The sequence below is a fragment of the Modicisalibacter tunisiensis genome, assembly GCF_020148005.1.
Lineage (GTDB): Bacteria > Pseudomonadota > Gammaproteobacteria > Pseudomonadales > Halomonadaceae > Modicisalibacter > Modicisalibacter tunisiensis.
On the sequence record NZ_JAGXFD010000001.1, the window covers coordinates 1,578,071 to 1,596,464 of the forward strand.

At 66.2% G+C, this 18,394-nt stretch carries 16 protein-coding genes; 10 read left to right on the top strand and 6 right to left on the bottom strand.

From position 1 onward, the window contains the following. Positions 1–12 precede the first annotated feature (12 nt). From KGQ91_RS07355 to KGQ91_RS07365, 3 genes are all read left to right on the top strand, one after another. Positions 13–1,221: a M24 family metallopeptidase gene (locus KGQ91_RS07355; protein WP_163650047.1), complete on the top strand. Its 1,209-nt coding sequence runs from the start codon at positions 13–15 to the stop codon at positions 1,219–1,221. Positions 1,222–1,277: 56 nt separating this feature from the next. Then, entirely contained in the window at positions 1,278–2,675 is a 1,398-nt protein-coding gene (locus KGQ91_RS07360) for a purine-cytosine permease family protein (protein WP_224420662.1), read from the top strand. Positions 2,676–2,785: 110 nt separating this feature from the next. After that, positions 2,786–3,541, top strand: a complete 756-nt coding sequence (locus KGQ91_RS07365; protein WP_163650049.1) for a creatininase — start codon at positions 2,786–2,788, stop codon at positions 3,539–3,541. Positions 3,542–3,591: 50 nt separating this feature from the next. On the opposite strand, the gene KGQ91_RS07370 is transcribed toward KGQ91_RS07365, so the two are convergent. Beyond that, complete coding sequence (locus KGQ91_RS07370; RefSeq protein ID WP_163650050.1) at positions 3,592–4,452, bottom strand: LysR family transcriptional regulator; 861 nt, start codon at positions 4,450–4,452, stop codon at positions 3,592–3,594. 176 nt (positions 4,453–4,628) lie between these two features. Here KGQ91_RS07370 and KGQ91_RS07375 point away from each other — a divergent pair, with 176 nt between their 5' ends. The 7 genes from KGQ91_RS07375 (at position 4,629) to purU (ending at position 13,833) form a co-directional block, all read left to right on the top strand. After that, positions 4,629–5,666, top strand: coding sequence for a GlxA family transcriptional regulator (locus KGQ91_RS07375; protein WP_224420663.1), 1,038 nt, complete (start codon positions 4,629–4,631; stop codon positions 5,664–5,666). Positions 5,667–5,955: 289 nt separating this feature from the next. Continuing rightward, positions 5,956–7,260, top strand: coding sequence for a serine hydroxymethyltransferase (gene glyA, locus KGQ91_RS07380; RefSeq protein ID WP_163650052.1), 1,305 nt, complete (start codon positions 5,956–5,958; stop codon positions 7,258–7,260). A gap of 27 nt (positions 7,261–7,287) precedes the next feature. Continuing rightward, entirely contained in the window at positions 7,288–8,538 is a 1,251-nt protein-coding gene (locus tag KGQ91_RS07385; RefSeq protein ID WP_163650053.1) for a sarcosine oxidase subunit beta family protein, read from the top strand. A gap of 180 nt (positions 8,539–8,718) precedes the next feature. Next, positions 8,719–9,111: a sarcosine oxidase subunit delta gene (locus tag KGQ91_RS07390; protein WP_163650054.1), complete on the top strand. Its 393-nt coding sequence runs from the start codon at positions 8,719–8,721 to the stop codon at positions 9,109–9,111. Further along, complete coding sequence (locus KGQ91_RS07395) at positions 9,108–12,158, top strand: sarcosine oxidase subunit alpha (protein WP_224420664.1); 3,051 nt, start codon at positions 9,108–9,110, stop codon at positions 12,156–12,158. Before KGQ91_RS07390 ends, KGQ91_RS07395 begins: the two co-directional genes overlap by 4 nt. Further along, a complete protein-coding gene (locus tag KGQ91_RS07400; protein WP_224420665.1) occupies positions 12,151–12,795 on the top strand; it encodes a sarcosine oxidase subunit gamma in 645 nt (214 codons plus the stop codon). Before KGQ91_RS07395 ends, KGQ91_RS07400 begins: the two co-directional genes overlap by 8 nt. Before the next feature lie 171 nt (positions 12,796–12,966). Further along, a complete protein-coding gene (gene purU, locus KGQ91_RS07405; RefSeq protein ID WP_224420666.1) occupies positions 12,967–13,833 on the top strand; it encodes a formyltetrahydrofolate deformylase in 867 nt (288 codons plus the stop codon). Between the two features lie 65 nt (positions 13,834–13,898). Here purU and KGQ91_RS07410 read toward each other — a convergent pair whose 3' ends face one another. The 5 genes from KGQ91_RS07410 to KGQ91_RS07430 all read right to left on the bottom strand — a co-directional run bounded on the left by KGQ91_RS07410 (position 13,899) and on the right by KGQ91_RS07430 (position 18,379). Further along, positions 13,899–15,200, bottom strand: coding sequence for a TRAP transporter large permease (locus KGQ91_RS07410; protein WP_224415665.1), 1,302 nt, complete (start codon positions 15,198–15,200; stop codon positions 13,899–13,901). A gap of 55 nt (positions 15,201–15,255) precedes the next feature. Then, on the bottom strand, positions 15,256–15,819 hold the full coding sequence (locus KGQ91_RS07415; protein WP_224415664.1) for a TRAP transporter small permease: 564 nt from the start codon (positions 15,817–15,819) through the stop codon (positions 15,256–15,258). Between the two features lie 90 nt (positions 15,820–15,909). Beyond that, entirely contained in the window at positions 15,910–16,908 is a 999-nt protein-coding gene (locus tag KGQ91_RS07420) for a TRAP transporter substrate-binding protein (RefSeq protein WP_224420667.1), read from the bottom strand. Between the two features lie 74 nt (positions 16,909–16,982). Then, positions 16,983–17,930 (bottom strand): LysR family transcriptional regulator, encoded by a 948-nt coding sequence (locus KGQ91_RS07425; RefSeq protein ID WP_224420668.1) that lies wholly within the window; start codon positions 17,928–17,930, stop codon positions 16,983–16,985. An 11-nt stretch (positions 17,931–17,941) separates the two neighbouring features. Then, positions 17,942–18,379 carry a VOC family protein gene (locus KGQ91_RS07430; RefSeq protein WP_224420669.1) on the bottom strand — a complete coding sequence of 146 codons (438 nt, stop codon included), beginning with the start codon at positions 18,377–18,379 and terminating at the stop codon, positions 17,942–17,944. Positions 18,380–18,394: the final 15 nt, after the last annotated feature.

Below are 18,394 nucleotides of genomic sequence, written 5' to 3' on the forward strand. Positions count from 1 at the left end.
AAGGAGAACAAGATGCAACTCCCTTCGCTGATTTCCATCCCCAATGGTGACAAGGTCGTTCCCACCTTTTCCGACGAGGAGATGCAGGGCCGCCTGAGCCGTCTGCGGGACTACATGGCCCAGCAGTCCGTCGATGCGGTGGTACTGACCTCCTATCACAACATCAACTACTTCAGTGACTTCGTCTATTGCAAGTTCGGTCGTGATTACGGCCTGGTGGTGACCCAGGACACCTTCACCACCGTCACCGCCAACATCGACGGGGGGCAGCCCTATCGCCGCAATCGCCTGGGCGACAACATCGTCTACACCGACTGGCAGAAGGACAACTTCTTCAAGGCCGTCAAGCAGCTGTGCGAAGGTCGTCGGCGCGTCGGTGTCGAATTCGACCACCTGACCCTGCAGAACAAGCAGAAACTGGTGGATGCGCTGGGCGATGTCGAGCTGGTCGATATCGGCGTGCCGACGATGAAGATGCGCATGATCAAGTCCGCCGAGGAGATCGCGCTGATTCGCCAGGGCGCGCGTATCGCCGATGTGGGGGGCGTGGCCGTGCGCGACGCCATCGCCGCCGGGGTGCCGGAGTATGAGGTGTCGCTGGCCGGGCAGGCCGCCATGGTGCGTGAGATCGCCAGGACCTACCCGAACAGCGAGCTGATGGACACCTGGGTGTGGTTCCAGTCCGGCATCAACACCGACGGCGCGCACAACCCGGTCACCAGCCGCCGCGTCCAGCCCGGCGACATCCTGAGCCTCAACACCTTCCCGATGATCTCCGGCTACTACACGGCGCTGGAACGCACCCTGTTCTGCGAGCATGCCTCCGACGAGCACCTGCGGCTCTGGCAGGCCAACTGCGAGGTCCATCGCCGCGGTCAGGAGCTGATCAAGCCCGGCGTGCGCTGCTGCGACATCGCCCACGAGCTCAACGAGATCTTCGCCCGACATGGCCTGCTCAAGTATCGCACCTTCGGCTACGGCCACTCCTTCGGTACGCTGAGCCACTACTACGGCCGCGAGGCGGGCCTCGAGCTGCGCGAGGATATCGAGACCGTGCTCGAGCCCAACATGGTAGTGTCCATGGAGCCGATGATCATGATCCCGGAAGGCCAGCCCGGCGCCGGCGGCTACCGCGAGCACGACATCCTGGTGGTCAACGAGCACGGGGCCGAGAATATCACCGGATTCCCGTACGGTCCGGAGCACAATATCATCAAGTGAACGATTAAAAGGGGAGCCGGGCTCCCCTTTTTTCCAATGGTGTTGGAGTGAAAGCCATGAGTGATAACAAGAAATATAGTGAATATGGGTTGGAAAAAATAAGTACCGATAAAAGAACCTATGGATTCGTGGATACCGTCTGGACATGGTTCGGTTCAGGGATCAATACCGGTTCCTGGTTTTTTGGCGGGATGGCCGCCGCGCTGGGCATGAGCTTCGTGCTTCAGTACAGCCTGCTCTGGCTGCCGCTGATGATGATCCCCTGGGCGGCAATCGGTTATATCGGGTATCGCTACGGGGCCACTACCGTGGCGGTCTCCAGGCCGTGTCTGGGGGCAAAAGGCGGCAGGATGACCGGCCTGGCCCAGTTCATGGTGCTGATCGGCTGGCCCAGCGTTAACAGCTATATTGCTGCCATTTCGCTGACATTCGTGTTTTCGCACGCCTGGGGGTGGCCTGCCTATGGCGAGCCGGGTGATACCTGGCCACTGGTGATCGGCATCCTGCTGACCGCGGTCGTACAGGGCGTCATCACCCTGGTGGGGCATGAGGCCATCCGCTATCTCGAGCGGATCTCGGGCATCCTGCTTCTCATCCTGGGGAGCTGGGAAACCTATATCGTGTTCACGCAATGGGACCTCGGCGAGGTCATGTCATTCTCCATCGACGACCCCGGCCATACGTGGGCCTTCTATATCGACCTGGCCTTCGGCTTCAGCTGGACCTGGGCGCAGATTGCCGACTTCTCGCGCTTCTCCAAGACATCGAAGGGGGCGACCGTGGGTACCTGGCTGGGGATCAATATCGGCCAGGGCTGGTTCATGGTGATCGGTGCCCTGGGGGTGATCGGGGTGGCCCTGCAGACAGGCAATTTCGACGCCAACAATTCGGACCCCAGCTCGACCATGGCCGCCCTGGGCCTGGGCCTGGTCTCCTTCCTGGTGCTCATCTTCGCCACCATCAGCACGAATGTGACCGTTCTCTACGGTGCCGGCATGGGGGTCGTGGGCAGCCTTAACGTCAGGAACCCCAAGAAGGCCCTGCTGTTCGTGGCTCTGGTTCAGCTGGCGCTCTGCTTTGCGCCCATCTTCTACTCGTCCTTCCTGGGGTACTTCGAGGCCTTCCTGAATGTTATCGGTGGCCTGTTCATTCCCCTGTGGACGGTGATCCTGGTCGACTACCTTCTGATCCGCAGAGGGCGACTCAACGAACAGGATCTGTTCAGGGAGCAGGGTGGCGTCTACAGCTACGGCAATGGATGGAACATGGTCGGCGTGACCAGCCTGGCACTGGGGCTGTGCGTGTACTTTGGCCTGTCCTACGGCTTCCCCGGGATTGCGGCGGTCACGACGGCCAGTCTGCCGACCATCCTGGTCTCCGGTGTGGCATATTACCTGCTGGGAAATTCACGGGTGAATCCGGTGGAAAGTCGGGCGGCGCTGTCGAAGGTCTGAGGAATCCGTGGCCGTGGTGCTTGTCTCCATGGGGCCAGTGAACACGCGGCCCCATGGAGGGAAGCATGACCTGATCGTTCAATGCATGGGGTATGCCGGAGGCGAAAACAATGAAGTGCAAGGTCGAGAACCTGGATTGGGTTTCCTACGAAAGACTGGTGTCGAACGGTGACAGGAAAATCATCATCCCCGTGGGGGCCATCGAGCAGCATGGCCCCCACATGTCGCTCAACCCGGACGTGCTGATACCTGACTACATTGCCTGCCGGGTCGCCGAGAGCGCGCAGAACATGCTGGTGTCGCCGCCGATCGCCTATGGGTACAAGTCCCAGGTGAAATCGGGTGGCGGCAACTTCTTCCCGGGAACCACCTGTGTCAGCAGCCAGTCGCTCGAGAATTACGTTCATGACGTCATCCTGGCCTTCGTCGAGCACGGGAATCGGGAGTTCCTGTTGATCAACGGGCATTTCGAGAACTCCATGTGCCTGGTCGAGGCCGCCGATAGAGCCGTCCGGCAGGCCAGGCTCGCGGGAATCGACATCAAGGTGATCCTGCTTTCCTACTGGGACTTCATCAGCGAGGAAACGATCGGCAAGGTCTTTCCCGACGGGTTTTCGGGATGGGCCGTGGAGCATGGCGGGGTGCTGGAAACCTCGATCATGCTCAAGATTCATCCGGAGCTCGTGGACATGTCCCGGGCCGTGGATATCCCGCCGGCGGAATTTCCGCCCTACGATGTCTTCCCGCCCGATCCCAGCTGGGTGCCGGAGTCGGGGACCCTGTCGTCACCGCTCAAGGCCACCGCCGAGAAGGGGGAGTGGATCCTGGAGGAATGCATCAGCCGGATAGCCGCCACCTTCCGCTGACACGGCGGGCCTTTCCGGACGCCCGACGGCGTGGAAAGGCCCTGCCAGGGCTACATGTTGCCAAGGCCGGAGCGCAGGAAGTCGAGGACATGGCGGCTCGCCACACTCATTTCCCGTTCCTTGTAGTAGAGCCCGATGCATACCTGGCCCAGGTCGGGGAGGCAGTTGCTTCTGGCCTGTTTCAGGTGGTCGGGGATGACCGAGCTGGCCATGGCCGAAATCCCCAGCCCCTCCTCGATGGCCGAGAAGATGCCGAGAAGGCTGGTGCTGGTGTAGGTGAACCGATACGGGGCCTGCTGGCGCTGTAGCCCTTCTTCCATGATGGCGCGATAGATGCACCCCTGGGGATAGGCGATCAGGGGTAGCGGCCCTTCATGCGGGTCGAGAAGCTGGCGCTCCTTGTAGACCCATTCGAGCTTGTCCACCCGGTAGTCTCGAGAATCCCGGTCCTCGTCCTCCCGTACCCGCTCCATGGCCAGGGCAATGTCATAGCAGCCCTTCTGGTATCGCTGCAGGATGACCTTGCTGATCTCGCAGTCCACTTCAATGACGATATTGGGATAGACCCTCGAGAGGTTCCTCAGCGCCCTGGGCAGAAAGGCCAGTTCGAAGTCGTTGGGTATACCCAGACGGACCTTCCCCGAGATGCTTTCCCCTCTGACCTTGGCGATGACCTGGTCATTGATTTCCAGGATTTGTCGGGCCGCCCGATACAGATATTCTCCGTCCTCGGTCAGCTCGAGGCTGGAGCCACGCAGGAATATCCGGGTGTCGAGGAGTTCCTCCAGCTTCTTGATCTGAAGGCTGATGGCGGGCTGGGAGCGGCCCAGCAACTCGCCGGCGCTGGTGAACCCGCCCAGGTCCTTTATCGTGACGAAGGTCCTGAGAAGGTCGGTGGGTATGTTTGTCATCTTTTTTCGACCACGCGAATACTGAGTGTCATTGTTGGAAGTCGCCTTCCGCACGGCATGTCGTTCGGTGCTGTCCTGTCGTGTGCTTCCGTGCCACGCGGCCGGATGGCAGGATAGGACGATCGGTCGGCCCGCCTCGGGCCGCGGGACACCGCACCATGCTGCCAGGAGCGACGATGAGCCTCTCTTCCCGGGATGAACCCCTGTCGGTTGGCTTCGTCCTGCTGCACCGCTTCACGCTGATGCCCTTCGCCGCCTTCGCCGACTGCCTGCGCCTGGCCGCCGACGAGGGCGACCGCTCGCGCCAGCTGCGCTGCCACTGGACCTTCATGACCAGCACCGGCGGGCCGGCCGTGTCCAGCTGCGGCGCGGCCGTCTCGCCCTGCGAGACGTTCCGCGACCCGGCCGAGTTCGACTATATCGTGGTCATCGGCGGCGTGCAGGACGAGAAGGCCCGCACGGATACCACGGCGCTGGCCTATCTGCGCCGGGCGGCGGCGGCCCGGGTTCCGCTGGTGGGCGTGTGCACCGGGGTCTTCGCCCTGATTCAGGCCGGCCTGATGACCGGGCGGCGCTGCTGTGTCAGCTGGTATCATCACCGTGACATGATCCAGCGCTTTCCCGCCATCGAGCCGGTGGCCGACCGGCTGTTCGTCGACGACGGCGACCGCATCACCTGTGCCGGCGGTGCGGCCTCGGCGGATCTGGCGGCCTACCTGATCGAGCGCCACCTGGGCAAGGCGTGGGCCATGAAGAGCCTGCACATCATGCTGCTCGAGGAGGCGCGGGCCGGTTCCCAGCCGCAGCCCCAGCCGGTGGTCTTCGGCAAGGTCGAGGACCGCCTGGTGCGTCGCGCCCTGGCGGTGCTCGAGCAGCACCTGGGGGAGGCCATGTCGATGGACGTGCTGGCCGAGCGGGTGGGAACCTCTCGACGCAACCTGGAGCGCCGCTTCCGCGAGACGCTGGGCGTCGGCCCGCAGAAGTTCGCCCGCGACCTGCGCCTGCGCTACGGGCTCTGGCTGCTGCACTACACCGGCAAGAGCATCACCGAGATCGGCGAGCGCTGCGGCTTCGCCGATACCGCGCATTTTTCCCGCCGCTTTCGTAGTACATTCGGCGCGACCCCGTCGGAAATGCGCAAGCGCGCCAGCGAAACCGGCCGCGAGCGGGTCGACCCCTTCTTCCTGCACGTCGAGGGCCGTCCGGCACTCTGAGGCGTATCGTCCCTTCGCCACGGCTCATGCGGGCCAGGGCGTATCGGCGCCGGTCCGGCGTCGACGGCCGGCCGCGCCCGTGGGCGGATGCCGGCGCGGCTGGGATATTCAGCAAGCCTGTCGCATTTATTCAATCCTTGACGGGGCGGCTCCCCTTTAATCGAGACATGGATCGGCGACGCCGGACGGCGGTTATCCGGGCATAAGGATTTCAAATTTTTACCGCCCGCCGGTTGCCGATAGATTCAAGAAGACGTCTGACCACCACCACAACAATGAGGAGTCCGTCATGAACCAGGTCGGTCTTGCCGCTTTCGATTCCCAGGTCGCCGCCGCCATCGCCGATGAAGTGGCGCGTCAGGAAGCCCACATCGAGCTGATCGCTTCCGAGAACTACGCCAGCCGGGCCGTGATGGAGGCCCAGGGCACGCAGCTGACCAACAAGTATGCCGAGGGCTATCCGGGCCGTCGCTACTACGGCGGCTGCGAGCATGTCGATGTGGTCGAGCAGCTGGCCATCGACCGTGCCTGCGACCTGTTCGGCGCCGACTACGCCAACGTGCAGCCGCACTCCGGCGCCCAGGCCAACGCGGCGGCGTTCATGGCACTGGTCAAGCCGGGCGATACCGTGCTGGGCATGAGCCTGGCCCATGGCGGGCACTTGACCCACGGCGCCGCGCCCAACTTCTCCGGCAAGCACTATCACGCCGTGCAGTACGGCCTGAATCCGGAGACCGGCGAGATCGACTACGACGAGGTCGAGCGCCTGGCGCGCAGCCACAAGCCCAAGATGATCATCGCCGGCTTCTCGGCCTACGCGCGGGTGGTGGACTGGCGGCGCTTCCGCAGCATCGCCGACGAGGTGGGGGCCTGGCTGATGGTCGACATGGCCCACGTCGCCGGCCTGGTCGCCGCCGGTCTCTACCCGAGCCCGCTGCCCCATGCCCACGTGGTGACCACCACCACCCACAAGACGCTGCGCGGCCCGCGTGGCGGCCTGATCCTGTCCGCCAACGCCGACGAGACGCTGGTCAAGAAGCTCAACGCGGCGGTGTTCCCCGGGCAGCAGGGCGGCCCGCTGATGCACGTGATCGCCGCCAAGGCGGTGGCCTTCAAGGAGGCGATGAGCCAGGCGTTCGTCCAGTACCAGCAGCGGGTGCTCGACAACGCCCGCGCCATGGCCGCGGTGTTCCTCGAGCGCGGCTACGACGTGGTCTCGGGCGGTACCGACGACCATCTGTTCCTGGTGTCGCTGATCAAGCAGGGCGTCACCGGCAAGGACGCCGATGCGGCGCTGGGTCGGGCCCACATCACCGTCAACAAGAATGCCGTGCCCAACGACCCGGAAAGCCCGTTCGTGACATCCGGCCTGCGCATCGGCACCCCGGCGGTGACCAGCCGCGGCTTCGACGAGTCGGAGTGCGCCGAGCTGGCCGACTGGATCTGCGACATCCTCGACGTGCTGGCCGAGCGCGGCAACACCCAGGCCGTGGAAGCCGAGGTGCGCGACAAGGTCGCCGCCGTGTGCGCGCGCCACCCGGTCTACGAGGCGCCGGTCGCCGCGGCGTCGCGCGAGACCGAGTCGGCTCTCTAACCGCCTTCACCAGCAGGAGTAGAATCCATGCAACGCTATTCGGGTTTCGGGCTGGTCAAGCACGCGCTCAGCCATCACGAGAACTGGCAGCGCCAGTGGCGCAATCCCACGCCCAAGAAGGAATACGACGTGATCATCGTCGGTGGCGGCGGGCACGGCCTGGCGACCGCCTACTACCTGGCCAAGGAGCACGGCATCACCAATGTCGCGGTGATCGAGAAGGGCTGGCTGGGCGGCGGCAACACCGCGCGCAACACCACCATCGTGCGCTCCAACTACCTGTGGGACGAGTCCGCGGCGCTCTACGAGCATGCCATGAAGCTGTGGGAAGGGCTCTCCCAGGACATCAACTACAACGTGATGTTCTCGCAGCGCGGGGTGCTCAACCTCGGCCACACCCTGCAGGACATGCGCGACATCCAGCGCCGGGTCAACGCCAACCGCCTCAACGGCATCGACAGCGAGGTGCTGGATGCCAGGGGCGTGCAGGAACTGGTGCCGATCATGGACTGCTCGAAGAACGCCCGCTATCCGGTGATGGGGGCCTCCTGGCAGCCGCGCGCCGGGGTGGCGCGTCACGATGCGGTGGCCTGGGGCTATGCCCGCGGTGCCGACAGCCTCGGAGTCGACCTGCTGCAGAACACCGAGGTCACCGGCTTCAAGATCCTCGACGGCCGCGTGGTCGGCGTGCACACCAACCGCGGTGATATCGGCGCCAAGACCGTGGGCTGCGTCACCGCCGGCAACTCCGGGGTGATGGCGAAGATGGCCGGCTTCCAGCTGCCGCTGGAATCGCACCCGCTGCAGGCGCTGGTCTCCGAGCCGCTCAAGCCGATTCTCGACACCGTGGTGATGTCCAATCACGTCCACGGCTACATCAGCCAGTCCGACAAGGGTGACCTGGTGATCGGCGCCGGCATCGACGGCTACAACGGCTACGGCCAGCGCGGCAGCTACCCGACCGTCGAGCACACCCTGCAGGCGATCGTCGAGATGTTCCCGATGTTCTCGCGGGTGCGCATGAACCGCCAGTGGGGCGGCATCGTCGACACCTGCCCGGACGCCTGCCCGATCCTCTCGCGCACGCCGGTCAAGGGGCTCTACTTCAACTGCGGCTGGGGCACCGGCGGCTTCAAGGCCACGCCCGGCTCCGGGCACGTGTTCGCCTGGTCGCTGGCCAAGGGCCAGATGCACAAGCTGGCCGCGCCGTTTTCCATCGATCGGTTCCGGACCGGCGCACTGATCGACGAGCATGGTGCCGCCGGCGTCGCCCACTAAGTTCTGCGAGCTGCGCCGCGCGATGGCGTCGTTGTCCGCCTCTTCGGAGTCCTCATGTACGGCCTCGAACACTCCGGCTCCTCAATCGGCGGACGCCTGGCCCTCACCCGGCTCGCTGGCGCAGAACACCCTGGTACGTTCATTCGGCTGCATTGAAGTCGAGTGAGGGAGGAAAACAAGATGTTTCATATCTACTGCCCCTACTGCGAGGAGCACCGCGAGGAAGAGGAGTTCCATCCCAAGGGCCAGGCGCACATCGCCCGCCCGGCGGACCCGGACGCCTGCTCGGACGCCGAGTGGGGCGACTACCTGTTCTTCCGTGACAACCCGCGCGGCATCCACCACGAGCTGTGGGTGCATGCGGTGGGCTGCCGCAAGTTCTTCAACATCACCCGCCATACGGTGACCTACGCCATCCTCGAGACCTACAGGATGGGCGAGCAGCCGACGATCACCGCCGAAAGCCTGGCGAGTGGAGAGAAAGCCGGCAACGTGCAGGCCGCCAGCGGCGGCCAGCAGACCGTGGGCGCCAGCGACGCCGCCGTGGCCTCAGTCAAGGGAGCGCAGGCATGAGCCAGTCATCATCACAGCCCAACCGTCTGGCGCAGGGCGGTCGGGTCGACCGCACGCGCAAGCTGACCTTCACCTTCAACGGCAAGCGCTATACCGGCCATCCCGGCGACACCCTGGCCTCGGCGCTGCTCGCCAACGGGGTCGACGTGGTCAACCGCAGCTTCAAGTACTCGCGGCCGCGCGGCATCGTCGCCGCCGGCGCCGAGGAACCCAACGCCGTGGTCCAGCTGGGCGCCTCCGAGGCTGCCCAGGTGCCCAACGTGCGCGCCACCCAGCAGGCGCTCTACGACGGCCTGGAGGCGCGCAGCACCAACGGCTGGCCCAACGTCCAGCGCGACCTGATGGGCTCGGTCGGCAAGCTGGGCGGCTCCTTCATGCCGCCGGGCTTCTACTACAAGACCTTCATGGCCCCGGCCTCGATGTGGATGACCTACGAGAAATACATCCGCAAGTCGGCCGGGCTGGGGCGCAGCCCCGTCGAGTCCGACCCGGACATCTACGATCACCTGAACCAGCACTGCGATGTGCTGGTGATCGGCGCCGGCCCCGCCGGGCTGTCGGCGGCGCTGGCCGCGGCCTACAGCGGCGCGCGGGTGATCCTGTGCGACGAGCAGGAGACGATGGGCGGCTCGCTGCTCGACAGCCGCGAGACCCTCGACGACGCTGAGGCCACCCGCTGGGCGGATGCCGTGATCGACGAGCTGGCCTCGCTGGACAACGTCACATTGCTGGCCCGCACCACCGCCAACGGCTATCACGACCACAACTTCGTGACGCTGCACGAGCGGCGCACCGAGCACCTCGCCGATGTCGCGCCGCGCGTCGACGGCCGCCGCCAGTCGCGCTCGCGCCTGCATCGGGTGCGTGCCGCCCAGGTGGTGCTGGCCACCGGCGCCCACGAGCGGCCGCTGGTCTACGCCAACAACGACGTGCCGGGCAACCTGCTGGCCGGCGCGGTGTCGACCTACATTCGCCGCTACGGCGTGGCCCCGGGCCAGAAGCTGGTGCTCTCCACCAGCAACGATCACGGCTACCGGGCCGCGCTCGACTGGCACGAGGCCGGTCGCGAGGTGGTGGCGATCGCCGATGCCCGCGACAACCCCGACGGCGAGTGGGTCGAGCAGGCCCGCGCCGCCGGCATCCGTATCATCACCGGCAGCGCGGTGATCGAGGCCAAGGGCGACAAGCGCGTCAGCGCCGCCCGCGTGGCGCGCATCGACATCGACGGCTTCCGCGTCGCCGGCAAGGCCGAGGAGCTGGCCTGCGATACCATTGCCAGCTCCGGCGGCTACAGCCCGGTGGTCCATCTGTCCTCGCATACCGGCACGCGGCCCGTGTGGCGCGACGACATCCTCGGCTTCGTGCCCGGCGACGTGACGGGCCTGACCCCGGCGGGCGGGGCCCACGGCGTCTACGCGCTGGACGCGGTGCTCGAGGACGGCGTCGCCGCCGGCAACCGCGCCGCCGAGGCGGGCGGCTTCCCCGCGGCCTCTGTCAACCTGCCGCGGGCGAGTGCCCATCGCGAGTCGCCGGCCGTGGCGCTCTACCAGGTGCCCCACGAGAAGCCCACGCTGCGTGCGCCCAAGCAGTTCGTCGACCTGCAGAACGACGTCACCGCCGCCGGCATCGACGTCGCCACCCGCGAGGGCTTCGAGTCGATCGAGCACGTCAAGCGCTACACCGCCATGGGCTTCGGCACCGACCAGGGCAAGCTGGGCAACATCAACGGCATGGCGATCGCCGCGCGCTGCCTCGGCCAGACCATCCCCGAGACCGGCACCACGGTGTTCCGCCCCAACTACACGCCGGTGACCTTCGGCGCCATCGTCGGTCGCCACTGCCGCGAGCTGTTCGATCCCGAGCGCTATACCGCGCTGCATCAGTGGCACGTCGAGCACGGCGCCGAGTTCGAGGACGTCGGCCAGTGGAAGCGCCCGTGGTACTTCCCGCGTACGGTCAACGGCAAGAAGGAGAGCATGCACGAGGCGGTGGCCCGCGAGTGCCTGGCGGTTCGCCAGGGCGTGGGCATCCTCGACGCCTCGACACTGGGCAAGATCGACATCCAGGGGCCGGATGCCCGCGAGTTCCTGGGCCGCATCTACACCAACAAGTGGGCCAAGCTGGCCCCGGGTCGCGTCCGCTACGGCCTGATGTGCAAGGACGACGGCATGCTGATGGACGACGGCACCACCAGCTGCCTGGGCGACAACCACTTCCTGATGACCACCACCACCGGCGGCGCCGCGGGCGTGCTGGAGTGGCTGGAGATCTGGCACCAGACCGAGTGGCCGGAACTCGAGGTCTACTTCAACTCGGTGACCGACCATTGGGCGACGATGACCGTCACCGGTCCCGAGGCGCGCCAGCTGCTGGCCGAGATCACCGACATCGATCTCGACAAGGAAGCCTTCAAGTTCATGGACTGGAAGGAAGGCAACGTGGCCGGTGTGCCGGCGCGGGTCTTCCGCATCTCGTTCACCGGCGAGCTGGCCTTCGAGATCAACGTCCAGGCCAACTACGCCATGCACGTCTGGAAGACGCTGTTCGAGCACGGCGAGAAGTACGACCTGACGCCCTACGGCACCGAGACCATGCACGTGCTGCGCGCCGAGAAGGGGCTGATCATCGTCGGCCAGGACACCGACGGCTCGGTGACCCCCGAGGACCTGGGCATGTACTGGGCGATCGGCTACGACAAGCCGTTCCCGTGGATCGGCAAGCGCGCCCTGAGCCGCCCCGACACCCGGCGCGTCGACCGCAAGCAGCTGGTCGGCCTGCGTCCGCATGATCCCGGGGTGGTGCTGGAAGAGGGCGCGCAGATCGTCTTCGACCCCGAGCAGTCGATCCCCATGACCATGGTCGGCCACGTCACCTCCAGCTACTACAGCCCGGTACTCGACAGCGGTTTTGCCCTGGCGGTGGTCAAGGGAGGCCACCATCGCATGGGCGAGACCGTCTACCTGCCGATGGTCGACGGCAAGGTGCATGCCGCCGAGATCGTCAGCACCGTCTTCTATGATCCCAAGGGAGAGCGCCAGCATGTCTGATGTGCGTATGTTCGACAGCCGCCCGGCCACCGCCGTCGACGCCGAGTCGCCGCTGGCCGTCAGCAACCTGGCCGAGCGCGCCCGGCGCTCGGCCGCCGACCCCGGCGTGACGCTGCGCGAGCGCGCCTTCCTGGGCCACCTGATCCTGCGCGGCGGGGCCATCGTCCTCGACGAGGCGGTGCGCGAGGTGCTGGGTGTCAGCCTGCCGGCACGTCCCGGCGCGCTGGTCCACGATGCCGACGGCGAGCGCTCGATCCAGTGGCTGTCGCCGGACGAGTGGCTCCTCATCGTCCCCGAAGGCGAGGCGTACACGCTGGAGAAGCGCCTGCGCGATGCCCTGGGCGATGCCCACTTCGCCATCGTCGACGTCAGCGGCGGGCAGACGCTCGTCGAGCTCTCCGGGCCCAGGGCCCGCGAGGTGCTGATGAAGTCCACGCCCTATGACGTCCACCCGCGGCATTTCCCGGCCGGCAAGGGGGTGACCACGACCTTCGCCAAGGCCACCGCCATCGTGCGGCGGCCGGACGAGGAGCTCTGGGAGCTGGTCCTGCGCCGCAGCTTCGCCGACTACTGCTACCGCTGGCTGGTGGATGCCGGCGAGGAGTACGGCCTGGCGGTCGAGGAATCCGGTCGCTGATACATCGGCCCGCCAGGCAGCACCTCGAGAGGGCGCCGCGGCGCCCTCTCGTGCTTTCGACGAATCGACGGGTCGACGGGTCGACGGGTCGACGGATCGTCGATGACGCGACGGCCGCCGTCGGCGTATCGTCGCAATATGGGCCACCAACAACCACCAGCAGGAGGCGCCATGAGCCGCACCCCCGATACCTGGATCCTTGCCGCCCAGTGCCCCAGCCGGCTGGGCACCGTGGATGTGGTCACGCGCTTTCTCAAGGAACAACGCTGCTACATCACCGAGCTGCAATCCTTCGACGAGCGCCTGGGCGAGCGTTTCTTCATCCGTGCCGAATTCCGTCCCGAGCATGCCGGCTTCGACGCCGGGGCCTTCGAGGCGGCCTTCGTGCCGCGGGCCGGCGAATTCGACATGACCTTCGAACTCACCGCACCGGGTACCCGGCCGCGCACGGTGATTCTGGTCTCCAGGGCCGATCACTGCCTCAACGACCTGCTGTATCGCTACCGCATCGGCCAGCTGCCGATCGACATCCGCGCGGTGGTCTCCAACCATCCCGATCTCGAGCCGCTGGCCGCCTGGCACGACCTGCCGTACCACCACTTCCCGGTCAGCCCCGAGACCAAGCCGCAGCAGGAGGCGCAGATCCGCGCGGTGATCGAGGAGACCGGCGCCGAACTGGTGATCCTGGCCCGCTACATGCAGGTGCTCTCGCCCGAGATGTGCGAGCTGCTCAGCGGCCGGGCGATCAACATTCACCACTCGCTGCTGCCCGGCTTCAAGGGGGCGAGGCCCTACCACCAGGCCTACGAGAAGGGCGTCAAGCTGGTCGGCGCCACCGCCCACTACATCAACAACGACCTCGACGAGGGGCCGATCATCACCCAGGACGTCGCGTCGGTCGATCACACCCACTATCCGGAAGACCTGGTCGCCAAGGGTCGCGACATCGAGTGCCTGACGCTGGCGCGGGCGATCGACTATCACATCGAGCGACGGGTATTCCTGCACCAGGGGCGCACGGTGGTGTTTGCGCGCTGAGTCGTCGAGCAAGACTGAGCGTCGCCGGTTCCCCCGGCTGATGCCCGCCGGGGGCCGGGAACGGTTCAGTTCATCGCCTGGGGCAGGTAGAGCGCGATCCCCGGGAAGAGTCGCATCAGCGCGATGGCGACGATCATCAGCAGGAAGAAGGGGATCGTGGCCCGGGTGATGGTGAGGATGTCCTTGCCGGTCATGCCCTGGATGACGAACAGGTTGAAGCCCACCGGCGGGGTGATCTGCGACATCTCGACGACGATCACCAGGTAGATGCCGAACCAGATCAGGTCGAAGCCGGCGGCCTCGATCAGCGGCATGATGATCGAGGTCACCAGCAGGATCAGCGAGATGCCGTCGAGGAAGCAGCCCAGCACCAGCAGGAACAGGGTCAGGATCACCAGCAGCGCGGTGGGCGAGAGCCCCAGGGTGGCGATGGCGTTGGCCAGGTTCATCGGCAGTTGGGTGAAGCTCATCGCCGAGGAAAGGAAGGACGCACCGGCGATGATGAAGGCGATCATGCAGGCGGTGCGGATCGCCGCGAACAGTGAATCGAGGAAGATCGCCCTGTCGAAGTGGCCGTTGGCGCGGGCGATCAGCATCGACAGCACCACGCCGGCGGAGGCCGCCTCGGTGGGCGAGGCGAAGCCGCCGTAGATGCTGCCGAGGATGCCGCCGATCAGGATCAGCAGCGGAATCAGCTGGAGGCTGCCGCGCAGCTTCTCGCCGAAGCTGGTGGCGGCCTCGCGCCGGCCGGCGCGGCCCTGACGCTCGCCGACCAGCAGCGACCAGCCGACCAGGTAGGTCATGAACAGGGCGAGCAGCAGCAGGCCCGGCCCGATGCCGGCGATGAACAGCCGCGAGATCGACTGCTCGGTGACCACGCCGTAGACGATCATCATGATCGATGGCGGAATCAGCAGCCCCAGCGTCGAGGCGCTGGCCAGGGTGCCGATCGCCAGGTCGGGATCGTAGCCGCGGCGCTCGAGCTCCGGCAGGGTCATCTTGCCGACGGTCGCGCAGGTGGCCGCCGAGGAACCGCACACCGCGGCGAACAACCCGCTGCCGATGATGTTGGAATGCAGCAGCCGGCCGGGAATACGGTTGAGCCAGGGGGCCAGGGCCCGGAACATGTTGTCGGCCAGCCCCGAGCGGAAGAGGATTTCACCCATCCACACGAACATGGGCAGGGCGGTCAGGTCCCAGCCGTAGCTGGCGCCCCAGAAGTCGGAGGCCAGGATCGGCCCGGGGTCGAAGCTGGAAAAGAACGACAGCGCGATCCAGCCGGTGCCCAGCAGGGCGAAGGCGATCCACACGCCGCCGCCCAGCAGCAGGGCCAGGGCGGCGATCGTGGCAAGGCTCAGGGTCAGCACGGAAGCGGTCTCCTCGTTGTGGGTGGGCGTGCGAGCCGTGGGCGAGGTGGCCGGCCTATTCGCCGCCGGCCTCTTCGTGCTGCTCGGGCGCGACGTAGTGACGAGGGGCCGTGAGCGCCGTGTGCAGCGTGGCGATGAGCGCTTCGGTCAGCGCCAGGCACAGCAGGCCGACGCCGAGGGCGAGCACGGTCTGCGGGATCCACAAGGGGATGGCGAGCAGGCCGGAGGACAGGTCGCCGTACTCCAGGCTCTCGCCGATCAGCGTGATCAGGCCGCGGCCGAGGACGACGGCCAGGGTCAGGGCCACGGCCAGGCAGGCCGACTCGACCCAGACGCGCGCGAGCGCCGGCAGGCGCGAGATGACCAGCGTGACGCGGATGTGGGCATGGTGGACGAAGGTATAGGCCAGGCTCAGGAAGGTGGCGCCGACCAGCAGATAGGCGGCGATCTCCGAGACGCCGCCGATTTCCCAGCCGGTCCGCTCGGCGCCGGCCAGGACCAGCAGGCCATCCAGGCAGCGCAGCACGACCTGGACGGTGACCAGGCCGCAGATGGCCAGCATGCAGACCGCGGCGCCCCAGGCGCCCAGGGTGTAGAGTTTGGCGAGTCGGAACGTCATGACGTGGGCCTCGTGTCGATGGCAGGCGGGACGACACGGAACGCGTCGTGCGAGGCAGAGGGGGGCGGCGCGGGGCGCCGCCCCGGCGCATCACTCGGAGGGCTGCTGGCGCTGACGGTAGTCGGCGACCAGTTGCTTGGCCTGCTCGCCGGCCCGTTCCTGCCAGCTCTTGAAGAGCTTGTCGCCGGCCGCCTGCAGCTGTTTCTTGAGGTCGCCCTGCGGCTTGCTGATGGTGATGCCGTGGGCCTCGAGCGCCTTGACGCTCTCGGCACGGTCGTCGCGGCTCATCTGCCAGCCGCGGCGTTCCGCCTGTTTGGCGGCATCGAGCACGGCCTTCTGTTCGGTATCATCAAGCCGGTCGAAGGCTCGCTTGTTGACGAAGACGATGTTCTTGGGGAACCACAGGTTGGCGTCGCTGAAGTTCGAGACATAGTCCCAGGCGGCCATCGACTTGCCGGTGGAGACCGAGGTGATCATGGCATCGACGCGCCCGGTGCTGAAGGCGGTGGGGATGTCGGCTTCCTCGGTCTCGGTGGGGATGCCGCCGAGGTTCTTGACGAAGCGCTGGGTGTTGATGTTCGGCGCCCTCACGCGCAGCCCCTGGAACTGGTCGGCGTCGGTCAGCTTGAAGTCGGTGTAGATCCCCTGCGATGGCCAGGGCACGGCGTACAGGGGCATCAGGCCCTGCTCGGCGAACAGCTTGGTGATGATCGGCTTGGAGGCCTGCCACAGGGCGTAGGCGTCGTCGTAGCTGTTGGCCAGGCCCGGCAGGGTATCGACCTCGTAGATCGGCGATTCGTTGGACAGCGTGGAGAGGAAGATCTCCCCGGCCTGGACGGTGCCCCGGCGTACCGAGGGCTTGATCTCGGCATGCGAAATCAGCGAACCGCCGCTGTGCATGGTGATGTCCAGTTCGCCATCGGTGGCCTTCCTGACGTCCTCGGCGAACTGCTTGGTGTTCTGGGTGTGAAAGCTGGCATCGCCGTAGGGCGTGGCCAGGTTCCATTGATCGGCGGCAAGGGCGGATGTCGTGGCGGACAGGGCGCCGGCGGCCAGCAGAATGGCCAGCGGAGACAGCGAATGGCGCATGACAGAGACCTCATGTTGTTGTTGATCAGAGTGCCGATTCATTCTTCCGGCGCCCGCGGTCGAGCGTCAAATCGTTAATTCTTATTTTCAGTATCGGCCCAGGCTTTCACCTGCGGCAAGGTACTATCGTCGGCGTGGTCACGGTCGTAGCGGTCGGCGCACTGCCGAGCCAGATGCGCCACGCTGCGGCTGAAACGGGGGTAGTTCGCGCTGCGCCAGATGGTTTCGTAGATCATGGCCGGCAAGGGACGCGGCAGGGCCAGCCGCACGAGCTCGCCTCGACGCACGCTGTCGGCGACGGTGGACACCGGCAGCACGCCGATGCCCAGCCCCTCGATGCTCATGCGGGCGATGGTCATGAGCGTGCTGGCACAGTGAATCTTGGGGGCGTCCAGGCCCTGCTCGGCAAGGTAGGCGACCAGCTCCGTGTAGGGTCTGGCCTGCTTGGAGAAGGAGATGAACGGCAGGGCGCCCAGCCCCTCGGCGCGCCACCGATCGATGTGCTGCGGTGCGATGAACATGCCCATCGCGTAGGTGCACAGCGGCGTCTCCTCCACGGCCAGGCCCGGCGCTGCCCCGTCCATGGCGAACAGCATGTCGAGGTCATTGTCGGCCAGGCGCTGATGCAGTTGCGGGGAAATGTCGACGGTCAGTTCCAGCGTCAGTTGCGGATAACGCTCGGCCAGACGGCGCATGAAGTCGGGGAACCAGCTGTTGGCGATGGTCTCGATGATGCCCAGCCGCAGCGTGCCGGAGAAGGCCTCCTCGTTCTGGAACAGCCGCAAGGCTTCCTCGCGGTTTTCCAGCAGACGCTCGGCATGGGCGAAGAATTCGCGGCCGCGCAGCGTGGGCTGGATGGGGCGTGCGCTGCGCTCGAGCAAGGTTTCGCCGACCGCTGCCTCCAGGCGATTGATGCGATCGGAGATCGAGGGCTGGGTCAGGTGCAGCCGGGTGGCCACCTTGCGAAACGATCCCAATCGCACGACCCAGACGAAGGCTTCGAGCTCCTTGAAATCGACCATGCGACGCCCGTTCAGGCCTTCCTGAACAGCTGACCGTCGCGGTCCTTGAAGGCCTTGAACTCCAGGGCGTTGCCGGAAGGATCGTAGAAGAACATGGTGGCCTGTTCGCCGGGTTCACCCTGGAAGCGCACGTAGGGCTCGATCTCGAATTCGATGCCGTGCGCGCGCAGCTTGTCGGCCAGCGTCTGCCAGGCGTCCATCTCCAGCACGATGCCGAAGTGCGGCACCGGCACGCCGTGGCCGTCGACCGGGTTCTTGTGGCTGCTCTCGCGGGCATCCTTCATGGCCGGGTTGAGGTGGCAGACGAACTGGTGTCCGTAGAGGTTGAAGTCGACCCACTGCTCCGAGGACCGGCCCTCGGGACAGCCCAGGAACTCGCCGTAGAAGCGGCGGGCTTCCTCGATATCATGGACTTGAATGGCCAGGTGGAACGGGTCGCTGACGGGCATGGTCGGCTCCTTGCG